General features: G+C 74.8%; 28 protein-coding genes. 8 read left to right on the top strand and 20 right to left on the bottom strand.

The features are described 5' to 3' along the window. Position 1: 1 nt before the first annotated feature. Together KDL28_RS02945 and KDL28_RS02950 are read right to left on the bottom strand one after the other, a co-directional pair. Complete coding sequence (locus KDL28_RS02945; protein ID WP_252435869.1) at positions 2-559, bottom strand: ATP-dependent Clp protease proteolytic subunit; 558 nt, start codon at positions 557-559, stop codon at positions 2-4. Positions 560-736: 177 nt separating this feature from the next. Further along, entirely contained in the window at positions 737-1,798 is a 1,062-nt protein-coding gene (locus KDL28_RS02950; RefSeq protein ID WP_252435609.1) for a TetR/AcrR family transcriptional regulator, read from the bottom strand. An 89-nt stretch (positions 1,799-1,887) separates the two neighbouring features. Here KDL28_RS02950 and KDL28_RS02955 point away from each other — a divergent pair, with 89 nt between their 5' ends. Next, positions 1,888-3,078, top strand: coding sequence for a cytochrome P450 family protein (locus KDL28_RS02955; RefSeq protein WP_252435610.1), 1,191 nt, complete (start codon positions 1,888-1,890; stop codon positions 3,076-3,078). Positions 3,079-3,097: 19 nt separating this feature from the next. Here KDL28_RS02955 and KDL28_RS02960 read toward each other — a convergent pair whose 3' ends face one another. The 3 genes from KDL28_RS02960 to hppD all read right to left on the bottom strand — a co-directional run bounded on the left by KDL28_RS02960 (position 3,098) and on the right by hppD (position 5,996). Further along, positions 3,098-3,580, bottom strand: a complete 483-nt coding sequence (locus tag KDL28_RS02960) for a class I SAM-dependent methyltransferase (protein ID WP_252435611.1) — start codon at positions 3,578-3,580, stop codon at positions 3,098-3,100. Between the two features lie 311 nt (positions 3,581-3,891). After that, positions 3,892-4,698: an SDR family oxidoreductase gene (locus tag KDL28_RS02965; RefSeq protein WP_252435612.1), complete on the bottom strand. Its 807-nt coding sequence runs from the start codon at positions 4,696-4,698 to the stop codon at positions 3,892-3,894. A 92-nt stretch (positions 4,699-4,790) separates the two neighbouring features. Then, on the bottom strand, positions 4,791-5,996 hold the full coding sequence (hppD, locus tag KDL28_RS02970) for a 4-hydroxyphenylpyruvate dioxygenase (RefSeq protein ID WP_252435613.1): 1,206 nt from the start codon (positions 5,994-5,996) through the stop codon (positions 4,791-4,793). Positions 5,997-6,155: 159 nt separating this feature from the next. On the opposite strand from hppD, the gene KDL28_RS02975 reads away from it, so the two are divergent. Further along, on the top strand, positions 6,156-6,650 hold the full coding sequence (locus KDL28_RS02975) for an Lrp/AsnC family transcriptional regulator (RefSeq protein ID WP_252435614.1): 495 nt from the start codon (positions 6,156-6,158) through the stop codon (positions 6,648-6,650). Here KDL28_RS02975 and KDL28_RS02980 read toward each other — a convergent pair. Continuing rightward, entirely contained in the window at positions 6,635-7,126 is a 492-nt protein-coding gene (locus tag KDL28_RS02980; RefSeq protein WP_252435615.1) for a hypothetical protein, read from the bottom strand. The two genes, KDL28_RS02975 and KDL28_RS02980, sit on opposite strands and share 16 nt — an antisense overlap. A gap of 70 nt (positions 7,127-7,196) precedes the next feature. Between KDL28_RS02980 and KDL28_RS02985 the strand changes: the two genes are divergently transcribed. Then, the gene (locus tag KDL28_RS02985) at positions 7,197-7,802 is read left to right on the top strand and encodes a TetR/AcrR family transcriptional regulator (protein WP_252435616.1); all 606 of its coding nucleotides are present in this window, start codon (positions 7,197-7,199) and stop codon (positions 7,800-7,802) included. A 3-nt stretch (positions 7,803-7,805) separates the two neighbouring features. Here the strand turns inward: KDL28_RS02985 and KDL28_RS02990 are convergent, their stop codons facing one another. The 8 genes from KDL28_RS02990 to KDL28_RS41280 form a co-directional block, all read right to left on the bottom strand. Beyond that, positions 7,806-8,156 carry a hypothetical protein gene (locus KDL28_RS02990; RefSeq protein WP_252435617.1) on the bottom strand — a complete coding sequence of 117 codons (351 nt, stop codon included), beginning with the start codon at positions 8,154-8,156 and terminating at the stop codon, positions 7,806-7,808. After that, positions 8,153-8,383 (bottom strand): hypothetical protein, encoded by a 231-nt coding sequence (locus KDL28_RS02995; protein ID WP_252435618.1) that lies wholly within the window; start codon positions 8,381-8,383, stop codon positions 8,153-8,155. Before KDL28_RS02995 ends, KDL28_RS02990 begins: the two co-directional genes overlap by 4 nt. A 58-nt stretch (positions 8,384-8,441) precedes the next feature. Further along, positions 8,442-8,975 carry a gamma carbonic anhydrase family protein gene (locus tag KDL28_RS03000; protein WP_252435619.1) on the bottom strand — a complete coding sequence of 178 codons (534 nt, stop codon included), beginning with the start codon at positions 8,973-8,975 and terminating at the stop codon, positions 8,442-8,444. Next, complete coding sequence (locus KDL28_RS03005; protein WP_252435620.1) at positions 8,972-10,171, bottom strand: homogentisate 1,2-dioxygenase; 1,200 nt, start codon at positions 10,169-10,171, stop codon at positions 8,972-8,974. Before KDL28_RS03005 ends, KDL28_RS03000 begins: the two co-directional genes overlap by 4 nt. A gap of 85 nt (positions 10,172-10,256) precedes the next feature. Next, on the bottom strand, positions 10,257-10,790 hold the full coding sequence (locus KDL28_RS03010) for a MarR family winged helix-turn-helix transcriptional regulator (protein WP_252435621.1): 534 nt from the start codon (positions 10,788-10,790) through the stop codon (positions 10,257-10,259). Between the two features lie 36 nt (positions 10,791-10,826). Beyond that, entirely contained in the window at positions 10,827-11,237 is a 411-nt protein-coding gene (locus tag KDL28_RS03015; protein ID WP_252435622.1) for a DoxX family protein, read from the bottom strand. A gap of 396 nt (positions 11,238-11,633) precedes the next feature. Then, positions 11,634-12,884: a M20 family metallopeptidase gene (locus tag KDL28_RS03020; protein WP_252435623.1), complete on the bottom strand. Its 1,251-nt coding sequence runs from the start codon at positions 12,882-12,884 to the stop codon at positions 11,634-11,636. Further along, positions 12,881-13,879 carry an Lrp/AsnC family transcriptional regulator gene (locus KDL28_RS41280; RefSeq protein ID WP_252435624.1) on the bottom strand — a complete coding sequence of 333 codons (999 nt, stop codon included), beginning with the start codon at positions 13,877-13,879 and terminating at the stop codon, positions 12,881-12,883. The genes KDL28_RS03020 and KDL28_RS41280 overlap by 4 nt, the downstream gene beginning before the upstream one ends. Before the next feature lie 51 nt (positions 13,880-13,930). On the opposite strand from KDL28_RS41280, the gene KDL28_RS40180 reads away from it, so the two are divergent. Then, complete coding sequence (locus KDL28_RS40180; protein WP_256500692.1) at positions 13,931-14,056, top strand: aromatic-ring hydroxylase C-terminal domain-containing protein; 126 nt, start codon at positions 13,931-13,933, stop codon at positions 14,054-14,056. An 8-nt stretch (positions 14,057-14,064) separates the two neighbouring features. On the opposite strand, the gene KDL28_RS03030 is transcribed toward KDL28_RS40180, so the two are convergent. Continuing rightward, positions 14,065-15,879, bottom strand: coding sequence for a potassium channel family protein (locus KDL28_RS03030; protein ID WP_252435625.1), 1,815 nt, complete (start codon positions 15,877-15,879; stop codon positions 14,065-14,067). 6 nt (positions 15,880-15,885) lie between these two features. After that, complete coding sequence (locus KDL28_RS03035; protein ID WP_252435626.1) at positions 15,886-16,272, bottom strand: DUF6394 family protein; 387 nt, start codon at positions 16,270-16,272, stop codon at positions 15,886-15,888. Between the two features lie 131 nt (positions 16,273-16,403). Here KDL28_RS03035 and KDL28_RS03040 point away from each other — a divergent pair, with 131 nt between their 5' ends. Then, the gene (locus tag KDL28_RS03040) at positions 16,404-17,183 is read left to right on the top strand and encodes a phosphatase PAP2 family protein (RefSeq protein WP_252435627.1); all 780 of its coding nucleotides are present in this window, start codon (positions 16,404-16,406) and stop codon (positions 17,181-17,183) included. Between the two features lie 24 nt (positions 17,184-17,207). On the opposite strand, the gene KDL28_RS03045 is transcribed toward KDL28_RS03040, so the two are convergent. Together KDL28_RS03045 and KDL28_RS03050 are read right to left on the bottom strand one after the other, a co-directional pair. After that, positions 17,208-17,585, bottom strand: coding sequence for a GntR family transcriptional regulator (locus KDL28_RS03045; RefSeq protein WP_252435870.1), 378 nt, complete (start codon positions 17,583-17,585; stop codon positions 17,208-17,210). A 5-nt stretch (positions 17,586-17,590) separates the two neighbouring features. Beyond that, positions 17,591-18,409 carry a hypothetical protein gene (locus KDL28_RS03050; protein ID WP_252435628.1) on the bottom strand — a complete coding sequence of 273 codons (819 nt, stop codon included), beginning with the start codon at positions 18,407-18,409 and terminating at the stop codon, positions 17,591-17,593. Positions 18,410-18,670: 261 nt separating this feature from the next. Here KDL28_RS03050 and KDL28_RS03055 point away from each other — a divergent pair, with 261 nt between their 5' ends. After that, a complete protein-coding gene (locus tag KDL28_RS03055) occupies positions 18,671-18,865 on the top strand; it encodes an RGCVC family protein (protein WP_252435629.1) in 195 nt (64 codons plus the stop codon). A gap of 39 nt (positions 18,866-18,904) precedes the next feature. Here KDL28_RS03055 and KDL28_RS03060 read toward each other — a convergent pair whose 3' ends face one another. Next, a complete protein-coding gene (locus KDL28_RS03060) occupies positions 18,905-19,687 on the bottom strand; it encodes a GAF and ANTAR domain-containing protein (RefSeq protein ID WP_252435630.1) in 783 nt (260 codons plus the stop codon). Between the two features lie 38 nt (positions 19,688-19,725). After that, a complete protein-coding gene (locus KDL28_RS03065) occupies positions 19,726-20,442 on the bottom strand; it encodes a GAF and ANTAR domain-containing protein (RefSeq protein WP_252435631.1) in 717 nt (238 codons plus the stop codon). A 338-nt stretch (positions 20,443-20,780) separates the two neighbouring features. On the opposite strand from KDL28_RS03065, the gene KDL28_RS03070 reads away from it, so the two are divergent. After that, positions 20,781-21,782 carry a fatty acid desaturase family protein gene (locus KDL28_RS03070; protein WP_252435632.1) on the top strand — a complete coding sequence of 334 codons (1,002 nt, stop codon included), beginning with the start codon at positions 20,781-20,783 and terminating at the stop codon, positions 21,780-21,782. 50 nt (positions 21,783-21,832) lie between these two features. Continuing rightward, on the top strand, positions 21,833-22,033 hold the full coding sequence (locus tag KDL28_RS03075; RefSeq protein ID WP_252435633.1) for an RGCVC family protein: 201 nt from the start codon (positions 21,833-21,835) through the stop codon (positions 22,031-22,033). The last annotated feature ends 32 nt before the right edge of the window (positions 22,034-22,065 follow it).

Raw genomic sequence — 22,065 nt, forward strand, 5'->3', positions numbered from 1 at the left:
GTCAGGTCGGGACGTCTGCGACGCGGGAGACCACGTGGTCGACCAGGCCGTAGTCGCGGGCCTCGGTGGCGGTGAACCAGCGGTCGCGGTCGAAGTCGGCGACGATCCGCTCCACCGGCTGGCCGGTGTGCCGCGCGGTCAGCTCGGCCATCTCCCGCTTGAGCCGCTTGAGCCGCTCGGACTGGATGACGATGTCGGACTCGCTGCCGCCGACCCCGGACGAGGGCTGGTGCATCAGGATCGAGGCCCGCGGCAGCGTGTAGCGCTTGCCGGGCGTGCCGGCCGAGAGCAGGAACTGCCCCATCGACGCGGCCATGCCCACGGCGTAGGTGGCCACGTCGCACTCGATGAACTCCATGGTGTCGAAGATCGCCATCCCGGCGGTGACCGAGCCGCCCGGCGAGTTGATGTGGAACGAGATGTCGGCCGTCGGGTCCTCGGCCGCCAGCAGCAGCAGCTGCGCGCAGATGCGGTTGGCGATCTCGTCGTCGACCTCCTTGCCGAGCACGACCACCCGCTGGGCGAGCAACCGGTCGTAGATCGAGTCGCCCCACGACATCGCGGGGGACGGGGCCGCGGCCCGGGGAGCGGTTCGGTCGTGGGTGACGCGGACGGACATCGCTGCTTCCTCTCCTACCGGGCGCCACCCCGGCGCCCGGCTGCAGTCTGTCCGCACGCACCGCCCTTGACCTGCCGCTTTCGTCCGCAGCGGAATGTTCGCCCGGGGTGAACCCGATCAGCGGGCCGCGGCGGCGTGGCCCGCGCCGTGGCCGTCCGCGCGGGCCACGACGCGACCGCCGGCGATCCGGACGGCGGCCTCCGTCGCGTCGCTGACCGCGCTCGTGCCGGTGGCCGCGGCCACCGCGCCGCGCGCGTCGAGCACGATCCGCAGCCGCGGCCACGCCCCCTCCGGGACCGCCGGGCGCAGGCAGCGGCGCAGGTCGGCGACCACCAGCCGGGCCAGCGGCAGCAGCTCGGCAGGCTCCCCGCTGACCAGCACGGCCGTCACGTCGGCGGTGGGCGCGGCGCGCACCGCCTCCTCCACCGCGCCGACGCGGTGCAGCCCCAGCACGGTGACGACGCCGTCGCCGGTGAGCCGGACCGGTTCGCCGCTCAGCGAGTCCAGCACGGCCGGCGGGTCCCACGGCTCGTCGACCGGGCGCGCTGCGGGCACGTACGGCAGGTGCGGCGGGTCCCAGCTGTCGCGCAGGTCGACGTCGGCCAGCCGCCCGCAGCCGGCCACGACGTCGAACGGCTCCACGAACCCGGGCGCCGCCGCCGCCAGCACGCTCGCGCCGTGCAGGGTGGTCAGCGCGGACTCGGCCACCCGGACCAGCCGGCCGTCCGGGGCCGGGCGCAGCCGCTCCAGCGCCACCCCGAGCACCACCGCCTGCAGCCTCGTCAGCTGGGCGAACGGGATCCGGACGGCGGCGTCGGTGAGCACCTCCGGCAGCAGGTCGGCCCCCAGCGGGGCGGGGCCGGAACCGCGCTCGGTCGCCAGCGGGAGGTCGGCCAGCCACGCGGTGGCGAACGCGGCCAGCGCCGAGCGCACCGTGCGGCCGGGCTCCAGGTCGGGCAGCTCGGCGGCGCGCTCGGCGTCCTCGGCGAGGACGGTCAGGTAGAGGGCCCGCTTGCCGGGGAAGTTCGAGTAGACCGCGCCCCGGGTCAGCTCGGCCCGCTCGGCGATCACGTCGATCTTGGCGTCGCGGAAGCCGCGCTCGGCGAACTCCGCCCGCGCCGCGGCGACCACCCGCGCCCGGTTGCGCTCCTGGGTCTGGGCCCTGCTGAGCCGGCTCATCGCACTCCCACCGTTGCCTGCCGTCGGCGCCCAAGATACCTTCACCATTCAGATGACATGAACATCTGATGTGACCATCTGGAGGCTCCGTGTCCCTGCCCGAGATCGACTTCACCGACCCCGCCACCCTCACCGACCCGCCCGGCGTGCACGGGCGGGCGCGCGAGCGCTCCACCGTGGCCCGGCTGCTGATCCCCGGCATGCCGATGCACGCCGTGCTGCGCCACGAGCACGCCCGGGCGGTGCTGGCCGACCCCCGCTTCGAGCTGAGCGGGATCCAGTACCAGCGCCCGCGCGTCGACGCCGAGCTCGAGCCCTACCTGCGCAGCCTCCAGGAGATGGACGGCGCCGAGCACGCGCGCCTGCGCGGCCTGGTCGCGCCGGCGTTCGGCCCGCGCGCCGCCGACCGGGCCCGCCCGCGCATCCGGCGCATCGTCGACGGCCTGCTCGACAGCGCGACCGGCCGCGTGACCGCCAGCGACCCGGTCGACCTGGTGACGGCACTGGCCCGGCCGCTGCCGATGGCGGTGATCTGCGAGCTGGTCGGCATTCCGGAGGCCGACCGCCCCCGCTGGCACTCCTACGGCGAGGTGTTCGCGACCGGGCAGGGCGGCCGCCTCGGCGAGATCATCCCGGAGTTCGTGGCGGACGCGAAGGCCGCCGTCGCGCACCGCCGGGCCGACCCCGGCGACGACCTGCTCTCCGACCTCGTGCGCGCCCGCACCGACGACGGCGACCGGCTGACCGACGTCGAGGTCGTCGGGCTGGTCTGGCAGGTCGTGCTGGGCGGGCAGACCCCCACGCACCTGGTGGCCAACGGCGTCGCCCAGCTGCTGCGCCACCCCGACCAGCTCGCCGCCCTGCGCGCGGACCCCGAGCTCATGCCGGGCGCGGTGGAGGAGCTGATGCGCTGGTGCGGCCCGCAGCTGCTGAGCTTCCCGCGCTACGCCCGCGAGGACGCCGAGATCGACGGCGTGCCGATCGCCGCGGGCGAGGCCGTGGTGGCCTCGATCGTCGCGGCCAACCGCGACCCCCGCGCGTTCGACGAGCCGGAGACCCTGGACGTCACCCGCCGCCCGGGCCGCGCCGCCCACCTGGGGTTCGCCCACGGCCCGCACTTCTGCCTGGGCGCCGGGCTGGCCCGGGCGCAGGCCGAGGTGGCGATCGCCGCGCTGCTGGAGCGCTCCCCCGGGCTGGCCCTGGCCGTGCCCGCCGAGGAGATCGGCTACGTGCCCGACCCGGCCACGTGGCGGCTGGCCGCCCTCCCGGTCCGGCTCTGAGCCCCCGCACCCGGCGGGCTCACGACGGCGTCCTGGCCGAGACGGCCAGCCCACCTGCCTCGTCGCGGACGACCACGTCGAGGAACCCGTGGGCGCGCAGCGCCGCCGCGACCGGCCCGGTGATCCGCTCGGCCGACTGCGGCCCGCCCGCCCCGTAGCAGACGTGCAGGGCCCCGCCCGGGCGCAGCGCCGCGGCCAGCATGCCCAGCTCGGTGGCGGCCGGACCGGTCCAGAACAGGTTGACGTCGATCGAGAAGGCCGCGTCCAGCTCCCCCGTCGGCAGGTCGAGCTCGTGCAGCGCCGCCTGCCGCACCTCGAGCCGCCCGGCCGCGACGTGCTCGGCGTTGCGCTGCGCCGTCCGCCGCACCGCCACCGCCGACCGGTCGACGGCGAGCAGGCGCCCATCGCCCAGCCGCTCGCACACCAGGGCCGCCGCCACCCCGGGCCCCGGCCCGATCTCCAGGATCCGCTGCCCGGGCGCCGGATCGAGCAGGTCCACCACCCACCGCACCCGATCCGGAACCCCCTGCCGGCTCGAACCCACTGAAGGCCTCCGTTCCGCGCCGTTCCGCGCGCCGGCCCGTCCGAGGACGGCGACCGGGCACGACCGGTGGCCACGCTAGCCGTCGACCCCGTCAGGAGGGCTTTCCGTGATCCGCCGGCAGGGCGATGTGCCGGTGGGCATCGCTCGGGTTCGGGCGCGGTGGGGCCGGAGCCACGTCGCAGAGGCGTCATGGTCCTCGCAGATGCGGTAGCCCCTGCGAGGACCACCCGGCCTCCGCGAAGACCGGCGCGGCCCGCTGCGCCGCGGGGTCAGGGGCGTCGCCAGTCGTCGGAGGTCAGGTGCGAGCCGGCCATCGGCCCCATCTGCAGCATGCCGCCGTCCACCGCCCATGACGCGCCGGTGACGTAGGACGCGGCGGGCGAGGCCAGGAACGCGATCACGTCGGCCACCTCGCGGGCGTCCCCGGGCCGGCCCAGCGGGACGCCGGGTCGGCGGGTGCCGTGCGGGTCGTCGTCGGTCTGGCCGGTCATCGGCGTGGCGATCTCGCCGGGCGCCACCGCGTTCACCGTGATGGCGTGCTCGGCCAGCTCGATCGCGGCGGTCCGGGTGAGCAGGCCCAGCCCGCCCTTGGCCGCGCAGTACGGCGCCGCGCCCACCCGCGGCTGGTGCTCGTGCACGCTGGTGATGTTCACGATCCGCCCGCCGCGCCCGGCCGCGACCATCCGGCGCGCCGCCCGTTGCAGGCACAGGAAGGCGCCGTCGAGGTCGGTGGCGATGACGGTGCGCCAGTCGTCGAAGGTCAGGTCGAGCAGCGGGGTGGCTGTGCCGGTGCCGGACCCGTTGACCAGCACGTCGAGCCCGCCCAGGGCGTCGGCGAGCTCGTCGATCACGTCGGCGGCGCCGGGCAGCTCGGTCAGGTCGAGGCGGCGCACCTCGGCCGCCCGGCCGTGCTTGCGCACCTCCTCGGCCGTCTCCTGGGCGCCGTTCTCGTCGGAGTGCCAGGTGATGCCGACGTCGCAGCCGGCCGCGGCGAGCGCCACGGCGGTGGCGCGGCCGATGCCCGAGTCGGAGCCGGTGACGATCGCGGTGGCGGGGAACCCGTGCGGAACGCTCATGCCGACCGGGTGCCCCGTCGGGGCGCGATCAGACATGGCCGTTCCGCACGGGCCCCGACCTCCGGGACCCGGGGGCGGTCCCGGAGGTCGGCTCAGAAGTTGCCGCGCCGGGCCTGCTCGCGCTCGATCGCCTCGAACAGGGCCTGGAAGTTGCCCTTGCCGAAGCCCAGCGAGCCGTGCCGCTCGATCAGCTCGAAGAACACCGTCGGCCGGTCGCCCAGCGGCTTGGTGAAGATCTGCAGCAGGTAGCCGTCCTCGTCGCGGTCGACCAGGATGCCGCGCGAGCGCAGCTCCTCGATCGGCACCCGGACCTCGCCGATGCGGGCCCGCAGCTCGGGGTCGGTGTAGTACGAGTCGGGGGTGGCCAGGAACTCCACGCCCTTGGCCCGCAGCTCGTCGACGGTGCGCAGGATGTCGTTGGTGGCCAGGGCCAGGTGCTGGGCGCCGGGGCCGCGGTAGAAGTCGAGGTACTCGTCGATCTGGGAGCGCTTCTTGCCCATCGCCGGCTCGTTGAGCGGGAACTTCACCCGGTGGTTGCCGCTGGCCACCACCTTGCTCATCAGCGCGGAGTACTCGGTGGCGATGTCGTCGCCGACGAACTCGGCCATGTTCGTGAAGCCCATGACCCGGTTGTAGAAGCCCACCCACTCGTCCATGCGACCCAGCTCGACGTTGCCGACGACGTGGTCGAGCGCCTGGAACAGCCGCTTCGGCGAGCCGGCCGGGCGCACGACCGTCGAGCTGCGGGCGACGAACCCCGGCAGGTAGGGGCCGGTGTAGCGGGAGCGGTCGACGAGGGTGTGGCGGGTCTCGCCGTAGGCGGCGATCGCGGCCAGCCGCACGGTGCCGTGCTCGTCGGTGACGTCGTGCGGCTCCTCGACGACCGTGGCCCCCTGGGCGCGGGCGTGGGTGATGCAGCGGTCGACGTCGGGCACCTCCAGCGCGATGTCGACGATGCCGTCGCCGTGGCGGCGGTGGTGGTCGTGCAGGGCGCTGTCGGGGTCGACGCCGCCGCGCAGCACGAAGCGGGTGGCCCCGGAGCGCAGCACGTAGGCGTGGTGGTCGCGGTTGCCCGTCTCCGGGCCGGAGTAGGCGACCAGCTCCATGCCCCAGACCAGCTGGTAGTACAGCGCGGCCTGGGTGGCGTTGCCGACCACCCACACGACGGCGTCCCAACCGGTCACCGGGAACGGGTCGCCCTCGGGGTCGTACTCGACCAGGCCGACCAGCTGGCGCAGCTGGTCGAGATCGAGATCGGCCAGGCGCTCCTGGCTGGTGAGGGTGTGCTCGACGGTCACGGTCCGGCCTCCTCGGTTGCTCGACGAACTCCGACCACCCCAGGACAGCGCAGGCCGTCGTCCTGCGCAACCGAGGTGGTCCGGACTGGTAGAAGTGTCCGGACTGCCGGTCACCGACCGGCCGGAGCTGCACAATCTGCATAGGACCGAGGAGCACCCGTGGACGCGCTCGACGTCGACCTGCTGCGCGCGCTGCGCGCCAACCCCCGGATCGCGGTCCTGGAGCTGGCCCGCACGCTGGGCGTCGCCCGCGGCACCGTGCAGGCCCGGCTCGACCGCCTGGAGCGCACCGGGATCATCACCGGCTACGGCCCCGACGTCGACCTGTCGGCGGCCGGCTTCCCGGTGCAGGCGTTCGTCAGCCTGGAGATCGCCCAGGGCGCCCTCGCCGACGTCGCCGAGGAGCTGGCCGCGCTGCCCGCGGTGGTCGAGGCCCACGCCACCACGGGCTCGTCGGACGTGCTGTGCCGGCTGGCCGCGGCCTCCCACGAGGACCTGCAGCAGACGCTGCTGGAGCTCAACCGCTCCGCCACCGTGGCCCGTTCGACCAGCGTCATCGTGCTCTCGACGGTGGTGGCGCCGCGTACGTTGCCGCTGCTGGAACGCGCGCCGCGCGCGGTTCCCCGTCGCTCTCCCGCCTACCGGGAGGACTGATCGCCCCGTCGAGACCGCACCAGCACGTCGTGCGCCTCCCGGAGCAGGCCGGGCGCCGCGGCGCGGTGCCGGGCCGACGTCGGGCCCCAGATCCGCGCCGCGAGCGCCCGGTCGTAGTGCATGAACGTCGCCAGCGACACCCGCCCGTCGGTCACCCGGACGACGAGGCGCGCGGTGAGGAACCAGGACTTCGCCGCCAGCCGCACGGAGTCGGCCCCGCGCTCGTCGATCCGCCAGCCGGCCACGTGCTCCGGGGAGCGCCGCCGGGCCAGCCGCAGGCCCAGCAGCACCCGGAAGAGGACCTGCCCCTGCCACCCGGCGACGTCGTCGAACATCGCCCGGGCCCACTGCTCGGGCGTCCAGTCCGCGGCGTCGCCCGTGGTGAGCGTGAAGACGTCGAGGTAGTCGGGATCGGTCATGGCCCCGAGGCCGCGGACGGCGTCGGGAACCGGCAGTTCCCGGTGGACGGTCGACATGGGCATCCCCCTTCAGGCGGTCGTGCACTCCTGCCCACTAACATACATACATGTCTGTATGTGGGTCGTCATGACCGCGGGTGGTCGTCGTACGCAGGCCGACCGGCGTGCGCGCAGCCGGGCGGCACTGCTGGAGGCGGCGGCCCGCGGGCTGTCGCGGCACGGGTACGCGAACCTGGCCCTGGAGGAGGTCGCGGGCGCGGCCGGGTACTCGCGCGGCGCGCTCTACCACCAGTTCCGCGGCAAGCAGGAGCTGGCGCTCGCCGTGGTCCGCTGGGTCGACGAGACGTGGCACTCCGAGGTCGGGCGCCTGGGCACCGAGGCGGCCCGACCCGTCGACGCCCTGCTCGCGATGGCGCGGGGGCACGCCGTCTTCTGCCGCCGCGAGGTGGCGCGGGTGATGATGACCCTGCGGGTCGAGTTCGCCGGGCAGGACCACCCCGTCGGGCGCGCCGTCACCGAGGTGCTCGACCGGCTCACCGCGGACTGCACCGCGCTGGTCGAGGCCGGGCGCGCGGACGGCACGATCCCGCCCGGGCCGCCGGCCGCGGCCGTCGCCCTCGCCTACCTCGGCACGCTCGAAGCCGTCGGGATCCAGCTCGCCGGCCTGGCCCCGCACGACGCCGAGCTCGCCGAGCGGGCGACCCGGGGGCTGCTCGGCCTGCCCGGGTCGTGACGGTCAGGGGTTGCGCACGCGGTCGAAGGTGAGCTCGATCTCCGGGCCGAGGTCGACGACCTCGAAGTCCTCCGGGGCGATGTCGGCGAAGGACCGGGCGTCCACGCCCAGCGACTCCCACTCCGCCGTGGAGAGCCGGTCGTCGGCGAAGGTCAGGGCGATCTCACCGCAGTCGGACAGCAGCATCCCGTAGGTCTTGAGCGCCCGCAGGAGGACCCGCTCCGACTCGGTGAACGGGGTCTCGTCGAACGACGCCGCCAACCGGAACCGCACGCCGTAGGGCGGAGCGTCGGGCTCCTCGCTGCTCGGTCCGCCCGCGTGCCCGGCGGGGTGGACGTAGACGCCTGCCTTCATGCGGTCGTTCGGCAGGACGAAGCGCAGCGCGCGTGCACGCTCGTGTCGCAGGTGTAGTCCGCGCCGCCCTCGGCGTTGCCGTCGTCGGGATGGGCACGTCGAGCGGCACCGGCTCGCGTCGGGCCGCCGTAGCAGTAGCCGCCGGCGGGAGCCGTGATCGTCCGGCGCGGGGTCGTCACCAGTGCGAGGACGGCGACGATCGAGCGGCGGCGCCGCGCGGGTTCCACGAGCGGAGCGTAGTGATCGTGCCCGCGCCGTCGGCGCAGCATCGGCGCCCGGTTGTCGTCAGGCGGTGGCGGCGGAGTGGGTGACGGCCAGGTGCCGGTAGGCCTCGGCGTTCACCAGGATCGAGGCCCGCTCCTGCTCGGTCAGCTCGCGCCGCACCTTCCCCGGCACCCCGGCCACGAGCGAACCCGGCGGGACCTCGGCGCCCTCCAGCACCACCGCCCCGGCCGCGATCAGCGAGCCGGCGCCGATGCGCGCGCCGTTGAGCACCACGGCGCCCATCCCGACCAGGACGTCGTCGCCGACGGTGCAGCCGTGCAGCACCGCTCGGTGCCCCACGCTCACCCCGGAGCCGATGGTCAGCGGGAAGCCGGGGTCGGCGTGCAGGACGCTGCCGTCCTGGACGTTGCTGCCGGGCCCGACGGTGATCGAGTCCATGTCGGCGCGCAGCACGCTGGTGTACCAGACGCTGGCCCGCTCGGCGATGCTCACCCGCCCGGCCAGCACGGCCGTCGGCGCGACCCACGCCTCCGCGTGCACCTGCGGCGCGGCGTCGCCGATCGTGATCGCCGTGTAGGGCGCGACGGCGGTCACCGCTGCGGCCCCCGGCCCGACCAGGTCCAGGCGTAGGCCGGGTCCTCCGAGGCGGTGCCGCCCTCGCCCAGCTCCAGCGGGCGGAACGTGTCGACCATGACGGCGAGCTCGTCGAAGGACTCGGCGCCGATCGAGCGCTCGACGGCCGCGGGCTGCGGGCCGTGGCTGTGCCCGCCCGGGTGCAGGCTGATCGAGCCCTGCCCGATCCCCGAGCCCTTGCGGGCCTCGTAGTCGCCGCCGCAGTAGAACATGACCTCGTCGGAGTCGACGTTGGCGTGGTAGTAGGGCACCGGGATCGACAGCGGGTGGTAGTCGACCTTGCGGGGCACGAAGTTGCAGATCACGAAGTTGTTGCCCTCGAAGACCTGGTGCACGGGCGGCGGCTGGTGCACCCGCCCGGTGATCGGCTCGAAGTCCGAGACGTTGAACGTGTACGGGTAGAGGCAGCCGTCCCAGCCGACCACGTCGAACGGGTGCGTCGGGGTGACGTAGCGGGTGCCGGTGACGCCCCGCGAGCCGCGGTGCTTGACCAGCACCTCGACGTCGGTGCCCTCGACGAGCATCGGCTCGGTCGGGCCGTGCAGGTCGCGCTCGCAGTAGGGCGAGTGCTCCAGCAGCTGGCCGTAGCGGGAGAGGTAGCGCTTGGGCGGGGCGATGTGGGAGTTCGCCTCGATCACGTACGCGCGCAGCGGCTCGGTGCCGGTCGGGACCCAGCGGTGGGTGGTCGACCGCGGCAGGAGCACGTAGTCGCCCTGGCGCGCGGTGAGCACCCCGAAGACCGTCTCCACGGTGGCCTCGCCGGACTCGACGTAGACGCACTCGTCGCCCAGGGCGTTGCGGTAGAGCGGGGAGGCCTCGCCCGCGGCGACGTAGGAGATGCGCACGTCTGCGTTGCCCAGCACGAGCCGGCGGCCGGTGACCACGTCGGCGCGCTTGTACTCCTCGCCGGGGAACAGGCTGTGCAGCTTGAGGTGGCGCGGCAGCAGCGGGCGGTTCTCGGTGGTGCGCTGGTCGGGCAGCTCCCACGGCGTGGCGTCGACCAGCGCGGAGGGCACGCCGCGGTGGTAGAGCAGCGACGAGTCCGAGGAGAAGCCCTCCTCGCCCATCAGCTCCTCGTAGAACAGCCCGCCCTCGGGCGTGCGGTGCTGGGTGTGGCGCTTCGGCGGGATGTTGCCCACGCTGCGGTAGTACGCCATGGCTCGCCTCCTCGGGAGCGACGAACTAGTCAATAGCTGAACTATTTCCCGCCAGCGTAGTCGCGACCCGCGCGGGAGGGAACCCTCAGCGGCGGTTGCGGGCCTCGAACTCGCGGTGCCCGGTGATCAGCTTGTCCAGCAGCATGACCAGGATGCGCTGCTCGGCCTCGGTCAGCACCGCGGTCCAGCCGGCCTCGCGCTCGTTGTGCTCGCGGAAGACGTCGACCATCTCGGCCTGCCCGGCCGCGGTCAGCGACAGCCGGACCGAGCGGCCGTCGCGCTCGTCGGGGGTGCGGGCCAGCAGCCCGTCCCCGACCAGGCCCTTGGCCAGGTTGGACACCGCGGCCCGGCTCATTCCGGTGAGCCGGGCGGCGCCGCTGGGCTCCAGCGGACCGGCCAACCACACCACGAACAGCAGCCGGAACGCCGACCACGACCGCCCCCGGGGGCGGTGCACCGCGGCCTCCAGGTCGTAGGTGACCAGGTCGGAGGCGCGGTTGAGGGTGAGCAGGACCTCGGTGGCCAACTGGTGGCCGAACCCGTACTCCTCGGCGAGCCGCCGGTTGGCCAGGGCCACGAACGACCAGAAGTCCAGGTCGGGCCGCTCGCTGCCGCTCACCTCCCCGATGCTAGCCCCAAGTGGTACAGGTGTGAATCATCCGCGGACGGAGCGCAGCAGCTCGGCGGTGCGGTCGCGGCGCACCCACGCCACCACCGCGTCCAGCACCAGCAGCACGGCCGGCAGCACCACGGCGGCGGGGTCCGGTCCGGCGAGGGTGAACAGCACCGCCCCCACCATCAGCGCGGCCAGCGCCGCCGCCGCGACCCCCGCCAGCCGCGCGACCACCAGCCCGACGGCCCCCAGCACCTCCAGCACACCGATCACGGCCATCCCGGTCGGCCCGAACCCGATGGCGGCGAACCCGGCCACCACCGTCGGGTCGCCGAGGAACTTCGGCACCGCGCTCATCAGGTACATCGCGGCCAGGCCGACCTGCAGCACCCAGGTCGCGATGTGCGCCCACCGCGGGGCGGACCGGGTGGTGGGGTGCGGGACTGCGGTCATGGCGGATCCTCCGGAGCTCGTCGCGCGCACCCCGAGCGGGCGCGCCCACCGGGACGTCGGAGCCGGCGCCGCCGACCGGACACGCCCCCGGCTCCCCCGCGCCCGCGGCACGGCCGGCCGGGACGTGCGGCCGGGTCTGAGAGGGTGGGGAGCAGGCGGGACCGGCAGGGTCCCGCACGCGGCGGAGGAGGTCCCGGTGACCGCGGAGGTCGGCCCGGCCGCGCTCGAGGCCACGAGCCGGTGATCCTCAAGCTGCAGCTCTACATGGCCACCAACATGCGCCGCGAGGCCGACCACGAGCCCCCCGAGTCGGGCCCCGCGCGCCACCGCCGCCTCTACGCCGCCGTCGCCGGCGGCGACCTGGCCGCGGTCCTGGCCGAGCTGACGGCAGCGGCCCTAGTGGTGGTCGCGCCCGCCCGCGCCGAAGGCCCCGATCAGCCCGGCCGCGAGCGCCGCCCGCTCCACCATCCCGGCGATGCTCACGTGCTCGTGCCGGGCGTGCGCGCCGGCGCCGATCGCGCCCAGGCCGTCGAGCACCGGCAGGCCCATGGCGGCGGCGAAGTTGCCGTCGCTGGCCCCGCCGACGGCGACCTCGGCGACGTCCACGCCGAGGCGTTCCCCCGCCCGGCGGGCCAGGGCGTAGACCGCGGCGATCGCGGGCGAGCGCTCCATCACCGGGCGGTTCCAGCCGCCCAGGACGGTGAGCCCGGCGCGCGGGTCGTGGGCGGTGAGCCCGGCGAGCACGGTGTCGATGCGGTGCTGGCCGGCCAGCGTGCGCACCCGGACGTCGATCTCGGCCTCGGCGTGGCCCGCGACCACGTTGGAGCGGGTGCCGCCGCGCAGCACCCCGACGTTGACCGTGGTGCCCTCGGCGAGGTCGGTGGCGTCGTGCAGGGTGCGCACGGCGCGGGCGATCTCGTCGATGGCGCTGGCCCCGGCCTCCGGTTCCAGGCCGGCGTGCGCCTCGACGCCCCGGGCGCGCACCTGGAACATGCCCACCCCCTTGCGGGCCGTCTTGACCGCGCCGTCGGCGGCGGCCTCGAAGACCAGCACGGCGTCGGTTCCCGCGCAGGCGGTCTCGATCAGCGGGCGGGAGAACGGGCTGCCGATCTCCTCGTCGCCGTTGAGCACCAGCCGCAGCGCGGGCGTCGGCAGGCCGGCGCTGCGCAGCGCGCGGATCCCCCACACCACCTGCACCAGCCCGGCCTTCATGTCGAACACGCCGGGGCCGGTGAGGCGGTCGCCGTCGACCAGGACGGGCCAGCCGAGCAGCGTGCCCGCGCTCCAGACGGTGTCGTAGTGCGCGAGCAGGGTCACCGCGCCCGGGCCCTCGCCCGGGTAGTCCAGCACCAGCACGTCGCCGTGCTCGGTCGAGGCGTGGTGCGCCCGCGCGGCCGGGGCGCCGAGCCGCGCGCCCAGCCAGCTCTCCAGGTGGGTGAGCCCCGCGGCCAGCAGCGCGAGGTCGTCGCTCGGGGTCTCCAGCGAGGCGTAGGAGACGAGGTCGGCGACGATCGCCTCGCGCCGCCCGTCCAGCCAGCCGCGCAGGCCGGGCAGGTCGATGCCGTCGAGGCTGGACGGCGCGGGCACGGCGCGGGCCACCCTGGTCCACGCCCCGCCCCCGTGGGTCCCGCTGGGCTGCTCGGTCATCGGCGCTCCTCGGTCGGGCCGTCGACGCGCACCCTGGCCTGCTTGAGGGTGCGCGCCTGCAGCGTCAGGTCGGCGGCCCGCACGCCGGGCAGCGCGCCGACCACGTCGGTCATGTAGTGGTAGAGGTCGCCGTAGCCGGGCAGCACCCCGTGCAGGCACAGGTCGAACCGCCCGGTGGTGGCGCTGACGTAGCGCGTGGAGGCGAGTGCCGCCAGCTGGGCGCCCGCGCGTTCCAGCGCGGCGGGCTCGACGGTGAACCACTGCAGGAACTCGACGTCCAGCCCCAGCAGCCGGGTGTCGAAGAGCGCCCGGAAGCGCAGGCAGCCGCGGCGCAGCAACGACTCCACCCGGCGCGCCACCGTCGAGTCGCTGACCCCGACGGCCGCGGCCAGCTGGGAGTAGGACGCGCGGCCGTCGGCCGCGAGCAGCTCGGCGATCGCGAACTCCTGCGCGGTCAGCCGCTCGGGCTCGTGCCACTCGCGGTGGTCGGGCGCGGCGGCGCCGGGGCGCAGCAGCGCGACGGCGGCGGCGTCGAGCAGGCCGGGGTCCCACTCCTCGGACGCGGAGAACTTGCGGACGACCACCATGGTCTCGGTCTCGACGATGTCGTCGGGCCGCGGCAGGCCCTCGACCAGCACCGCGGTCACCTCCCGGTGGTCGGGCACGACGAACTCCGCGCACACGTCGGCGCTGCCGGCGACGACGGTGACGAACCGGGTGGCGGGCAGCGCGGCCAGCGCGGTGGCCACGGCGGTGGCCGCGCCGGGCCGGCTGCGCAGCCGGACCTGCAGCGAGATGCCCAGCCCGCAGCGCAGGTGGTCGAGCAGCCCGGTCACCCGGACGCGGCCGGAGTCGAGCAGCTGCTGGCCGCGGCGGGCGACGGTGGACTCGGTCGCCCCGACGGCCGCGGCCACCTGCTTCCAGCTGGCGCGGCCGTTGAGCTGCAGGGCGGCCACGATCCGCTGATCGAGGTCGACCGTGACGGTGGTCGACACCGGATCAGCATGGGTTGACGATTTCCCTCACGCAAGGCCACCAGGTGCGGATTGTCCGCACCGCACCGGGCGCGGGTCGCCGACTCCGCGGTCGGCACCGAGCTGGACGCGAGCCGCGTCCTCGTGCGCCCCGACGGGTACGTGGCCTGGGTCGGCGCCCCGACACCCGCGGCCTGACCCGGGGCTCAGCGCTGGAACTTGCGCCACAACCAGCCGGTGGCCACGCGCCGGCCCGTCCGCACGTACTCGGCGGCGCCCCCGACCAGCATCGTGGCGTCCAGGCCGCGGCGGGCGGCGGCGGACCCGGCCAGCAGCAGCTCGTCGCCCACCTGTAGGACCAGGTCGTCGTCGGGGACCAGCAGGCACTCACCGTCGCGCAGGACCATCAGCACGAGGGCGGCCAGCCGCTGGTCGCGCTCGTCCGGGTCGCGCAGCACCGCACCCGTGCGGCCCTCCCCCGACCGCAGCCAGCCCTGCAGGGCCGGGGCCTCGGCGCGGTCCAGGCGGACCTTCCACAGCGGGGGCAGGCGGCGCTTGCCGGTCAGCTCGACCAGCCGATCGACCACGCCTGCCGCCCACTCGTCGTCGCGGTGCGGGACCTCCTGCACGAACCGCCACAGCAGCGGCGTGCTCAGCTGGGCGTACACCTCGTGGGCCACCAGCTCCGGGGGCACCAGCAGCGCGTCGGTCTCCATCGCGGCGAACAGCGGGCTGCTGGAGGGGCGGTTCTGCCGGGCGGCCACGAACACGTCCGGGTTCAGCCTGCGGACCGCGGCGATCATCGACAGGTTGCTGGCGTCGTTGTCCACCCCGGCGACGAAGCCCGCGGCGTCGGCGACGCCCGCGCGTTCCAGCACGTCCGGGTCGGCGCCGTCGCCGACCACACCCTCGGGCGCGTCGTCGCCCCCGTCGCGGGCCGCCTCGATCACGGTGACCTCGATGCCCTCGCGGTGCAGGTCGGCGACCAGCTCCCGGCCGAAGCGGCCGTACCCGCAGACCACCCAGCGCCCGTCGGCGGGCGGGTGCCCGCGGTTGGGCAGCGCGGCCCCCGGCCCGCTCTCCAGCCAGGTGATCAGCTGGTAGGACGCCGGGGCGCGGATGCCCAGCCCGAGGTGCTCGCCGAACCGGTCGAACGGGTCGACGACGGTGGGTTCGCCGAAGGCCCGCATGCGCTCGGCGATGGAGGTCGACGTGGTGCGGGCGATCACCTGCAGGTCGGGGCGCAGCAGCGCGGCGGTCATCGTGACGGTCAGGTTGGCCTCGTCGTCGTTGGTGATCGCGAGCACCGCGTGGCAGCCCGGGTTGGCCAGCCCGGCCACGCCGAGGTGGGCGGGGTCGCGGGCGTCGGCGACCAGGCCGGGCACGTCGGCGTGGTAGCTGCCCAGCTCCAGCGACTCGATCCGCTCCGGGTCGATGTCGATCACCACGACGCGCTTGCCGAGCTCGTCGAAGGCCTTGCTGAGCAGCTCCCCGGTGCGCCCGTGCCCGACGATCAGCAGGAACGGCTCGCGCAGGCGCTTGACCTTGCGCGTGAAGTGCTGCAGAGCCAGCGCCTGGCGGAACGCGCGGTCCTGCAGCAGCGCCAGCAGCGAGCCGATGGCGTAGGCCCAGCCGATGACCGTCAGGTAGATCGACACGGTGACCCACAGCCGCTGCGCCGGCGTGAACGGCACGGGCAGCTCGCCGAACCCGATGGTCGAGGCCGTGTAGCTCATGAAGTAGAAGGCGTCGAAGAAGGTCATCCGGATCGTCGCGCCGGTGACCGGGTCCTGCCCCGGCACCAGCGTCAGGCCGAACACGCTCACCGCGAAGATCAGGATCAGCACGATCAGCGGGACGCGCATCCGGCGCAGCACCAGGAAGATCGTCGCCTCGGCCTGGACCTCGGAGGCCCGCGGGATGCGCCGGCGCTGCCGCCTGCTCAGCCGCGAGGGGCGGCGCTCGTCCGGCGCCTCCTGCCCGAGCAGCCGCAGCCAGAAGTCGAGCAGCGGGTTCGCCACGCCGCGCTACCGGCGGTGGTAGGTCACGGTCTCGACCACCAGCAGCACGACCGAGACCGCGTTGGCCAGCAGGGCGCCACCCGACAGCGACACCACGCTCGCCGTGGCCGCGGCGCTCATCCCCTCGGTCGAGATGTGCGCGGCGTAGGTCCAGGCGATCGCGGCCGCGACCAGCTGCAGGTCGGCGACCAGGCTGGTGGCCAGGTGCACCGCACCGATCTGGGTGCGGTCGCCGAACTTCAGCACCGTGGCGATCAGGCTGACCACGAGCGCGGCGAACAGCTCGTAGGGGTTGTGCAGGTCGGGGTCGCCGATGTCGCCGATGAAGAAGCCGAAGTTGAGGGTGGCGGCCAGCAGCACGAAGAAGCCGAAGACCACCTTCTCCAGGTTCATCCGCGCTCCCCGACGACCGGCCGTAGTGGGAAGAGGATCGCACGGGCCAGGACGCCCTGCCCGCGGCGCGCCGATCACCGGGGTCGCCCTTCACTGGGCGTAGCGAACGGACGGAACGGGCACTCGGGCCCGTGAGCCAGCACACCGACGAGACAGCTCCCCCGCGCCGCGCCGGGTCCCCCCGCCCCTCCGCGCCGGCGCCCGCGCAGCACGGTGGGCTCGCGCAGTTCGCGAAGCGGGCCGGCCTCCTGGTCCTGTTCGGCCTCGGCCTGCTCGCCCTCCTGCTCGGCCTGGGCTCCCTGTTCACCGGTACCGCCTTCGGCACCGCCGTCGGCGACGCCGACCGGGGGATGCTGCAGTGGCTGGTCGAGCGGCGCACGCCCGCCGTCGACGCGACCTCCACCGTGCTCAGCGGCCTCGCCTCGACCACGACGGTGCTGGTCGCGGGCCTGGTGGTGGCCGTGGCCGCCGCCCTGCTGCTGCGGCACTGGTGGCCGTTCGCCCTGCTGGCGATCGCGCTGCTGGGCGAGCTGGCGCTGTTCCTCACCTCGGCCACGATCGTGGGCCGCCCCCGCCCCGACGTCGACCACCTCGACGCCGCCCTCCCCCCGACGTCCAGCTTCCCGTCCGGGCACACCGCGGCGGCCATCTGCCTCTACGGCGGGCTGGCCGTGATCGTGCTGCTGGTCGCCAGGGGGTGGTGGCGCTGGCTGGTGGTCGCGCTGGCGGTGCTGGTGGTGCTGGCCGTCGCGTTCGCCCGGGTCTACCGGGGCGCGCACAACCCGTCGGACGTGCTGGGCGGCGTGCTGCTGGCCGTGCCGTGGCTGGTCGCCACCACGCTCACCGTGGCGCCGACCGCGCACGACCACCGGACGGTCGCGCTGCGCCGCTCCGCCCCGCGGCACCGCTGAGCGATCGGCGGGAGCGGGTGCCGGTCATGACGAGGGCGCTGCCGTGGTGCCCGTGCCCAGCGCCGCCTGGACGATGCGCACGGCCTCCTGGGCGTCGATGCCGGTGCTGGAGATGACCGCGGCGTACTCGGCGGCGGCGCGGCGCGCCCGTTCGCGCCCCTCCTCGCCCGCCGCGGACACGAACGAGCCGGCCGCTCCGCGGGTCTCGATCAACCCCGCCTCCTCCAGCTCCCGGTAGGCCCGGCCGACGGTGTTGACGGCCAGGCCGAGGTCGGCGGCCAGCCGGCGGATGGTCGGCAGCCGGGCGCCCACGGCCAGCGTGCGGTCCTGGATCTGGCGGGCCAGCTGACCGCGGAGCTGCTCGAACGGCGGGACGGGTGAGGCGGGGTCGACGACGAGCACGCGGGTCACCGGGTGCTCGTGGCGTGCCGCGCCACCACGGCGCTCGGCGCGGTCCGGGCCATGATCAGGGCGAGCGCGACGACGCTCAGGGCGATGAAGACGAGCCATGCGGTGGTCCACCACCCGGGAGCGGTGGCGAACACCGACACGACCGGCAGCGACCACACCACCGTCGGCACGGTGACGTCGCGGGCGTCCTCGACCCGCATGAGGACGTCGACGGTCAGCGAGACCTCGTCGTCCGCCACGGCCGGGTGAGTCAGGACGTGGCGCAGCTGCAGGAGCATGACGACCGCGACCCCGCACAGCCCGACCAGCAGGAGGACCGCTGCGTACCTCCCGGTGGGGTCGGGCCCGGTCAGGGCGCCGACCGCCATCGCCGTCGCGCCCGCGAACGTGGCGAGCGCGAACGCGGCGCGCGGCACGCCGAGGACGGTGCGCCAGCCGAGCCGGACCGGGTGGGCCGCCCGTCGCGGCAACGTCGCGGCGGCCCGCCGGTCGACCCGCCGGATCCACCGGTCCAGCAGCGACTGGGCCAGCACCAGACCGACCACCACCACCGTCAGCACCAGCAGCGACCAGGGCCGGTCCGACCCGGGCCCGTCGACCTCGGGGTCGGCGGGCAGCTCGCTGACGTAGACGAGGGCGACCGCGCAGAGGAAAGCGGCCAGCAGGAGGGAGACGGCCACGCGGGCGCGCCGCCGGACCGCCAGGCGCGTCGCCAGCAGCGGTGTCGGAGCGACGTCGGCCAGCCCGTGGCCGGCCAACCACGCACCGGCCTGTACGAGGTCGGCGGGGCGCACCGGCGGCGTTCCGTTCGGCATGGCGCCTCCTTTGTCTCAATCCTTGTCTCAACATGGTGCGTCAAGGCTTGCGACAAGTCAATCGGCACCCGCGCCGGACGGCACCGGCCGCCGCACCGCTCGCAGCGCCCCCGGAACGCCTGGGCGCCGGGGTTCCGGTCGATCACCGCAGGCGCCCCGACCGGCCCATAGAGTGATCGTCATTCGCGATCTCCGCGATGGGGCCCCGGTGGATCCGATCCGCTCCCACCGGGCGCACGACACCAGTCAGGACGCGATCGCATGCGCTGGACCAGGTCGACCCCGGCCGCCGCCACCTCCCCCGCCTCCCCCACCCGCCTGGTCTGCGCCGCCTGCCCGCACGACTGGGGCGCCCACGACCCGGTCGCGACGCGCTTCTGCACCGCCACCATGGCCGGTCGGCTGGACCGGGACTGCGTGTGCGCGGAGGTCGTCTCGCTGTTCAGCGACCGGTAGGCGACGGGTGCCCGCCGGGCCCGCGGCGGGCGGCGCCGTTCACCGACCCCGCCGCCCGTGCTCGGACGGTTGCGGGCCCCGGCCGCGGCGAGCGGCCAACAACGCGTCCCCGTCGACCTCGCGGGACACGACCGCGCGCGCCACGTCGGCCAACCGCAGGTTGGCCTGCCGGGCGTAGCGGCGCAGCACGTCGAACGCCTCGTCCATCCCCATGTCGAGGAGCTGGGCCAGCACCCCCTTGGCCTGCTCGATGGCCACCCGGCTGTTCAGGGCCACCTGCAGCTGCTCGGTGAGCACCTCGCCGCGGCGGATGGCCCGCTCCTGCAGGATGCCGATGGTCGCCACGTCGGCCAGCGCCTGGCCCAGCGCCAGGTCGGCGCCCGGCAGCGGCCCGGGCGCGGCGCGGAACAGGTTCAACGCGCCGATGGCCTCCCCGCGCAGCCGCAGCGGCAGCGCGTGCACCGAGCGGAACGCCCCGACGTCCTCGACGGCCGCGCAGAACACCGGCCACCGGGTCGGCGTGTCGGCCAGGTCGGCCACGCTCACCGGAGCCGCGGTGCGGTAGCACTCCAGGCACGGGCCCTCGTCGGCCTGCAGCTGCAGCAGCTCCATCAGCTCGGCGTCCTCGCTGGTGGCCGCCACGACCCGCAGCTCGCGGCGCGAGTCGGCGAGCAGCAGCCCGGCCGCGTCGGCGTCCAGCAGCGTCGCGCAGTGGCCGACGAGCTGGTCGAGCAGCGCGATGACGTCGTAATCGGCGACGAGGGTGTCCGCGAGCGCCACGAAGGCCCGGCTCAGCTGCTGTTCGCGCTCCGATCCGCCCATGGCGGTGCCTCCTCCTTCATCGGCGGTGCCCCGCCGCGTCACGACATGTCCTCGGTGAAGACGAGCCGCCGGGCGACGACGTCGCGGGCGACGTCGACGAGCAGCCGTCGGTGGACGAACGCGTGGGCGCGCATCCGGGCCAGCGCGTCCTCCGCGCTCACGGCGAGCTGCACCAGGACCATCCCGGTGGCCTGGTGGACCTCGGCCCGGTGACCCAGCGCGTGGTCGATGAACCCGCCGAACCGGTTGCCCGGATCGGTGCGGTGGTCGAGCAGCATCAGCGCCGCGGTGTCCGCCGCGGCGAGCGCGTCGAGGTACTGGGCCTCGCTCAGCCCCCCGGGGACGAACCGGTACAGGTCCAGCACCCCGAGGTTGACCGCACCCCACTGCAGGGGCAGCGCGAACAGCGCCGCGACCGCGGTGCGCTCACCGACCGCGACGGCGAAGACGGGCCAGCGCACGGTCTCCGCGTGGTGTCGCAGGTCGGGGACGAGGACGGGGATCCCGGTCCGCGCGGCGTCCATGCAGACGCCCTCGTTCAAGGTGAACTGCAGGTCCTCCAGCACCTCGGCGACCGGGTCGGTGGCCCACAGCGTCTGCCGCGCATCGGTCGCCGTGAGCAGCGACAGCGCCGCCCCGTCGACGTCGAGCCCGGTCACGCAGGCCTGGCAGATCCGCGCCGCGAGGGCCTTGTCGTCCGCCCCGTCGCGGACGAAGCCGAGCAGCTCCCTGGTGACCGGCCCCAGCTCATTCACGAGCGGCCACCCGGACGCTGCGCACCCGGCCGGCCGGGTGCGGGACGGCGGGGGGCGGCGGGTCGGGCGTCGTCATGATCGGGCACAGCCGTCCCATCCACCTACCTCGGCGACGATCGACCGACGCCCGGTGACGCGATCCTACGCACGGCGCGACCCGGCGCCACAGGGCCCGCGGGACGGCCGGAGGCCCGGCGGGACCGGCGCTGATCGGCTACCCTTGCGACTACCCGCGATTCCCGCGATATGGCTCCGCTCGAGACCCCGGTGCGCCATTTGGTGCAACGAGGTGATCTCGATTGGTTCAGACGGCCCCTGAAACGACGTCCGAGAAGGTCGTGGGCGCGAGCACGGACTTCGCCGACCTCTCCCGGACGATCAAGCAGGCCGGGTTGCTCGACCGGCGGGTGGGCCACTACGCGGTGCGGGTGACCCTCACGCTCGCCGCGTTCGCGGCCGCCTGGGCGCTGTTCGGCGTCCTCGGCGACACCTGGTGGCAGGTCGGCACGGCGGCGCTGCTGGCCGTGGCCGGCACGCACGTGGCGTTCATCGGCCACGACGCCGGGCACAAGCAGATCTTCCGCGGCCGCCGGGCGAACGACGCCGTCGGCCTCCTGCACGGGGCCCTGGTCGGGATCGGCTACGGCTGGTGGGTCGGCAAGCACAGCCGCCACCACGCCAACCCCAACCACGAGGACGACGACCCCGACCTCGACCTGCCGATCCTGGCCTTCAGCGAGCGCCAGGGCCGGTCCCGCCGGGGCCTGGCCCGCTGGACGTCGAGCCACCAGGCGTTCCTGTTCCTGCCGCTGCTGCTGCTGGAGGGCTTCAACCTGCACTGGAGCAGCGTCCTGGCCGTGTGGCACGGGCAGACCAAGCGCCGGGGCCTGGAAGCGGCGCTGCTGGTCGCGCACACCGCCGCCTACCTCGGTGCGGTGTTCTTCGTGCTCTCACCGGGCCGGGCCGTCGTGTTCATCGCGGTCCACCAGGGGCTGTGGGGCCTGTACATGGGCCTGTCCTTCGCCCCGAACCACAAGGGGATGCCCACCACCACCGGTGACGACGGCTGGGACTTCCTGCGCAAGCAGGTGCTGACCTCCCGCAACGTCCGCGGCAGCCGGTGGGTGGACTTCGCGCTGGGCGGGCTCAACTACCAGATCGAGCACCACCTGTTCCCCAACATGCCCCGCCCCAGCCTGCGCCGCGCGCAGCCGGTGGTGCAGGCGTTCTGCGCCGATCGCGGCATCGCCTACGCCCAGACCGGGCTGCTGTCCTCCTACCGGGACGTCCTGCGGCACCTGCACGAGGTCGGCGCGCCGCTGCGCGCCGCGCGGGGCTGACCGGGCGCGCCCCTCATCCGATCTCCACCCGCCCGATCAGGAGCAGCATGATGCAAAGGACCCACACGACTCCGGCGACCGCCACCTCGCCCACCACGCCGAGCCGCCTCACCTGCGCCGTCTGCGCGCACGACTGGGGCGCGCACGACCCGATCGGGGTGCGGTTCTGCTCGGCAACGGCCGCCCGCGGGCTGGCCCGCGGGTGCGTCTGCGTCGACGACGTCGCGCTGTTCAGCGCCCAGCCCCGCTGATCGCCCCTCCCGCCCCCTCTCGACGCACCGTT

The organism is Pseudonocardia humida (genome assembly GCF_023898865.1).
In the GTDB taxonomy this organism is placed as follows: Bacteria; Actinomycetota; Actinomycetes; order Mycobacteriales; family Pseudonocardiaceae; genus Pseudonocardia; species Pseudonocardia humida.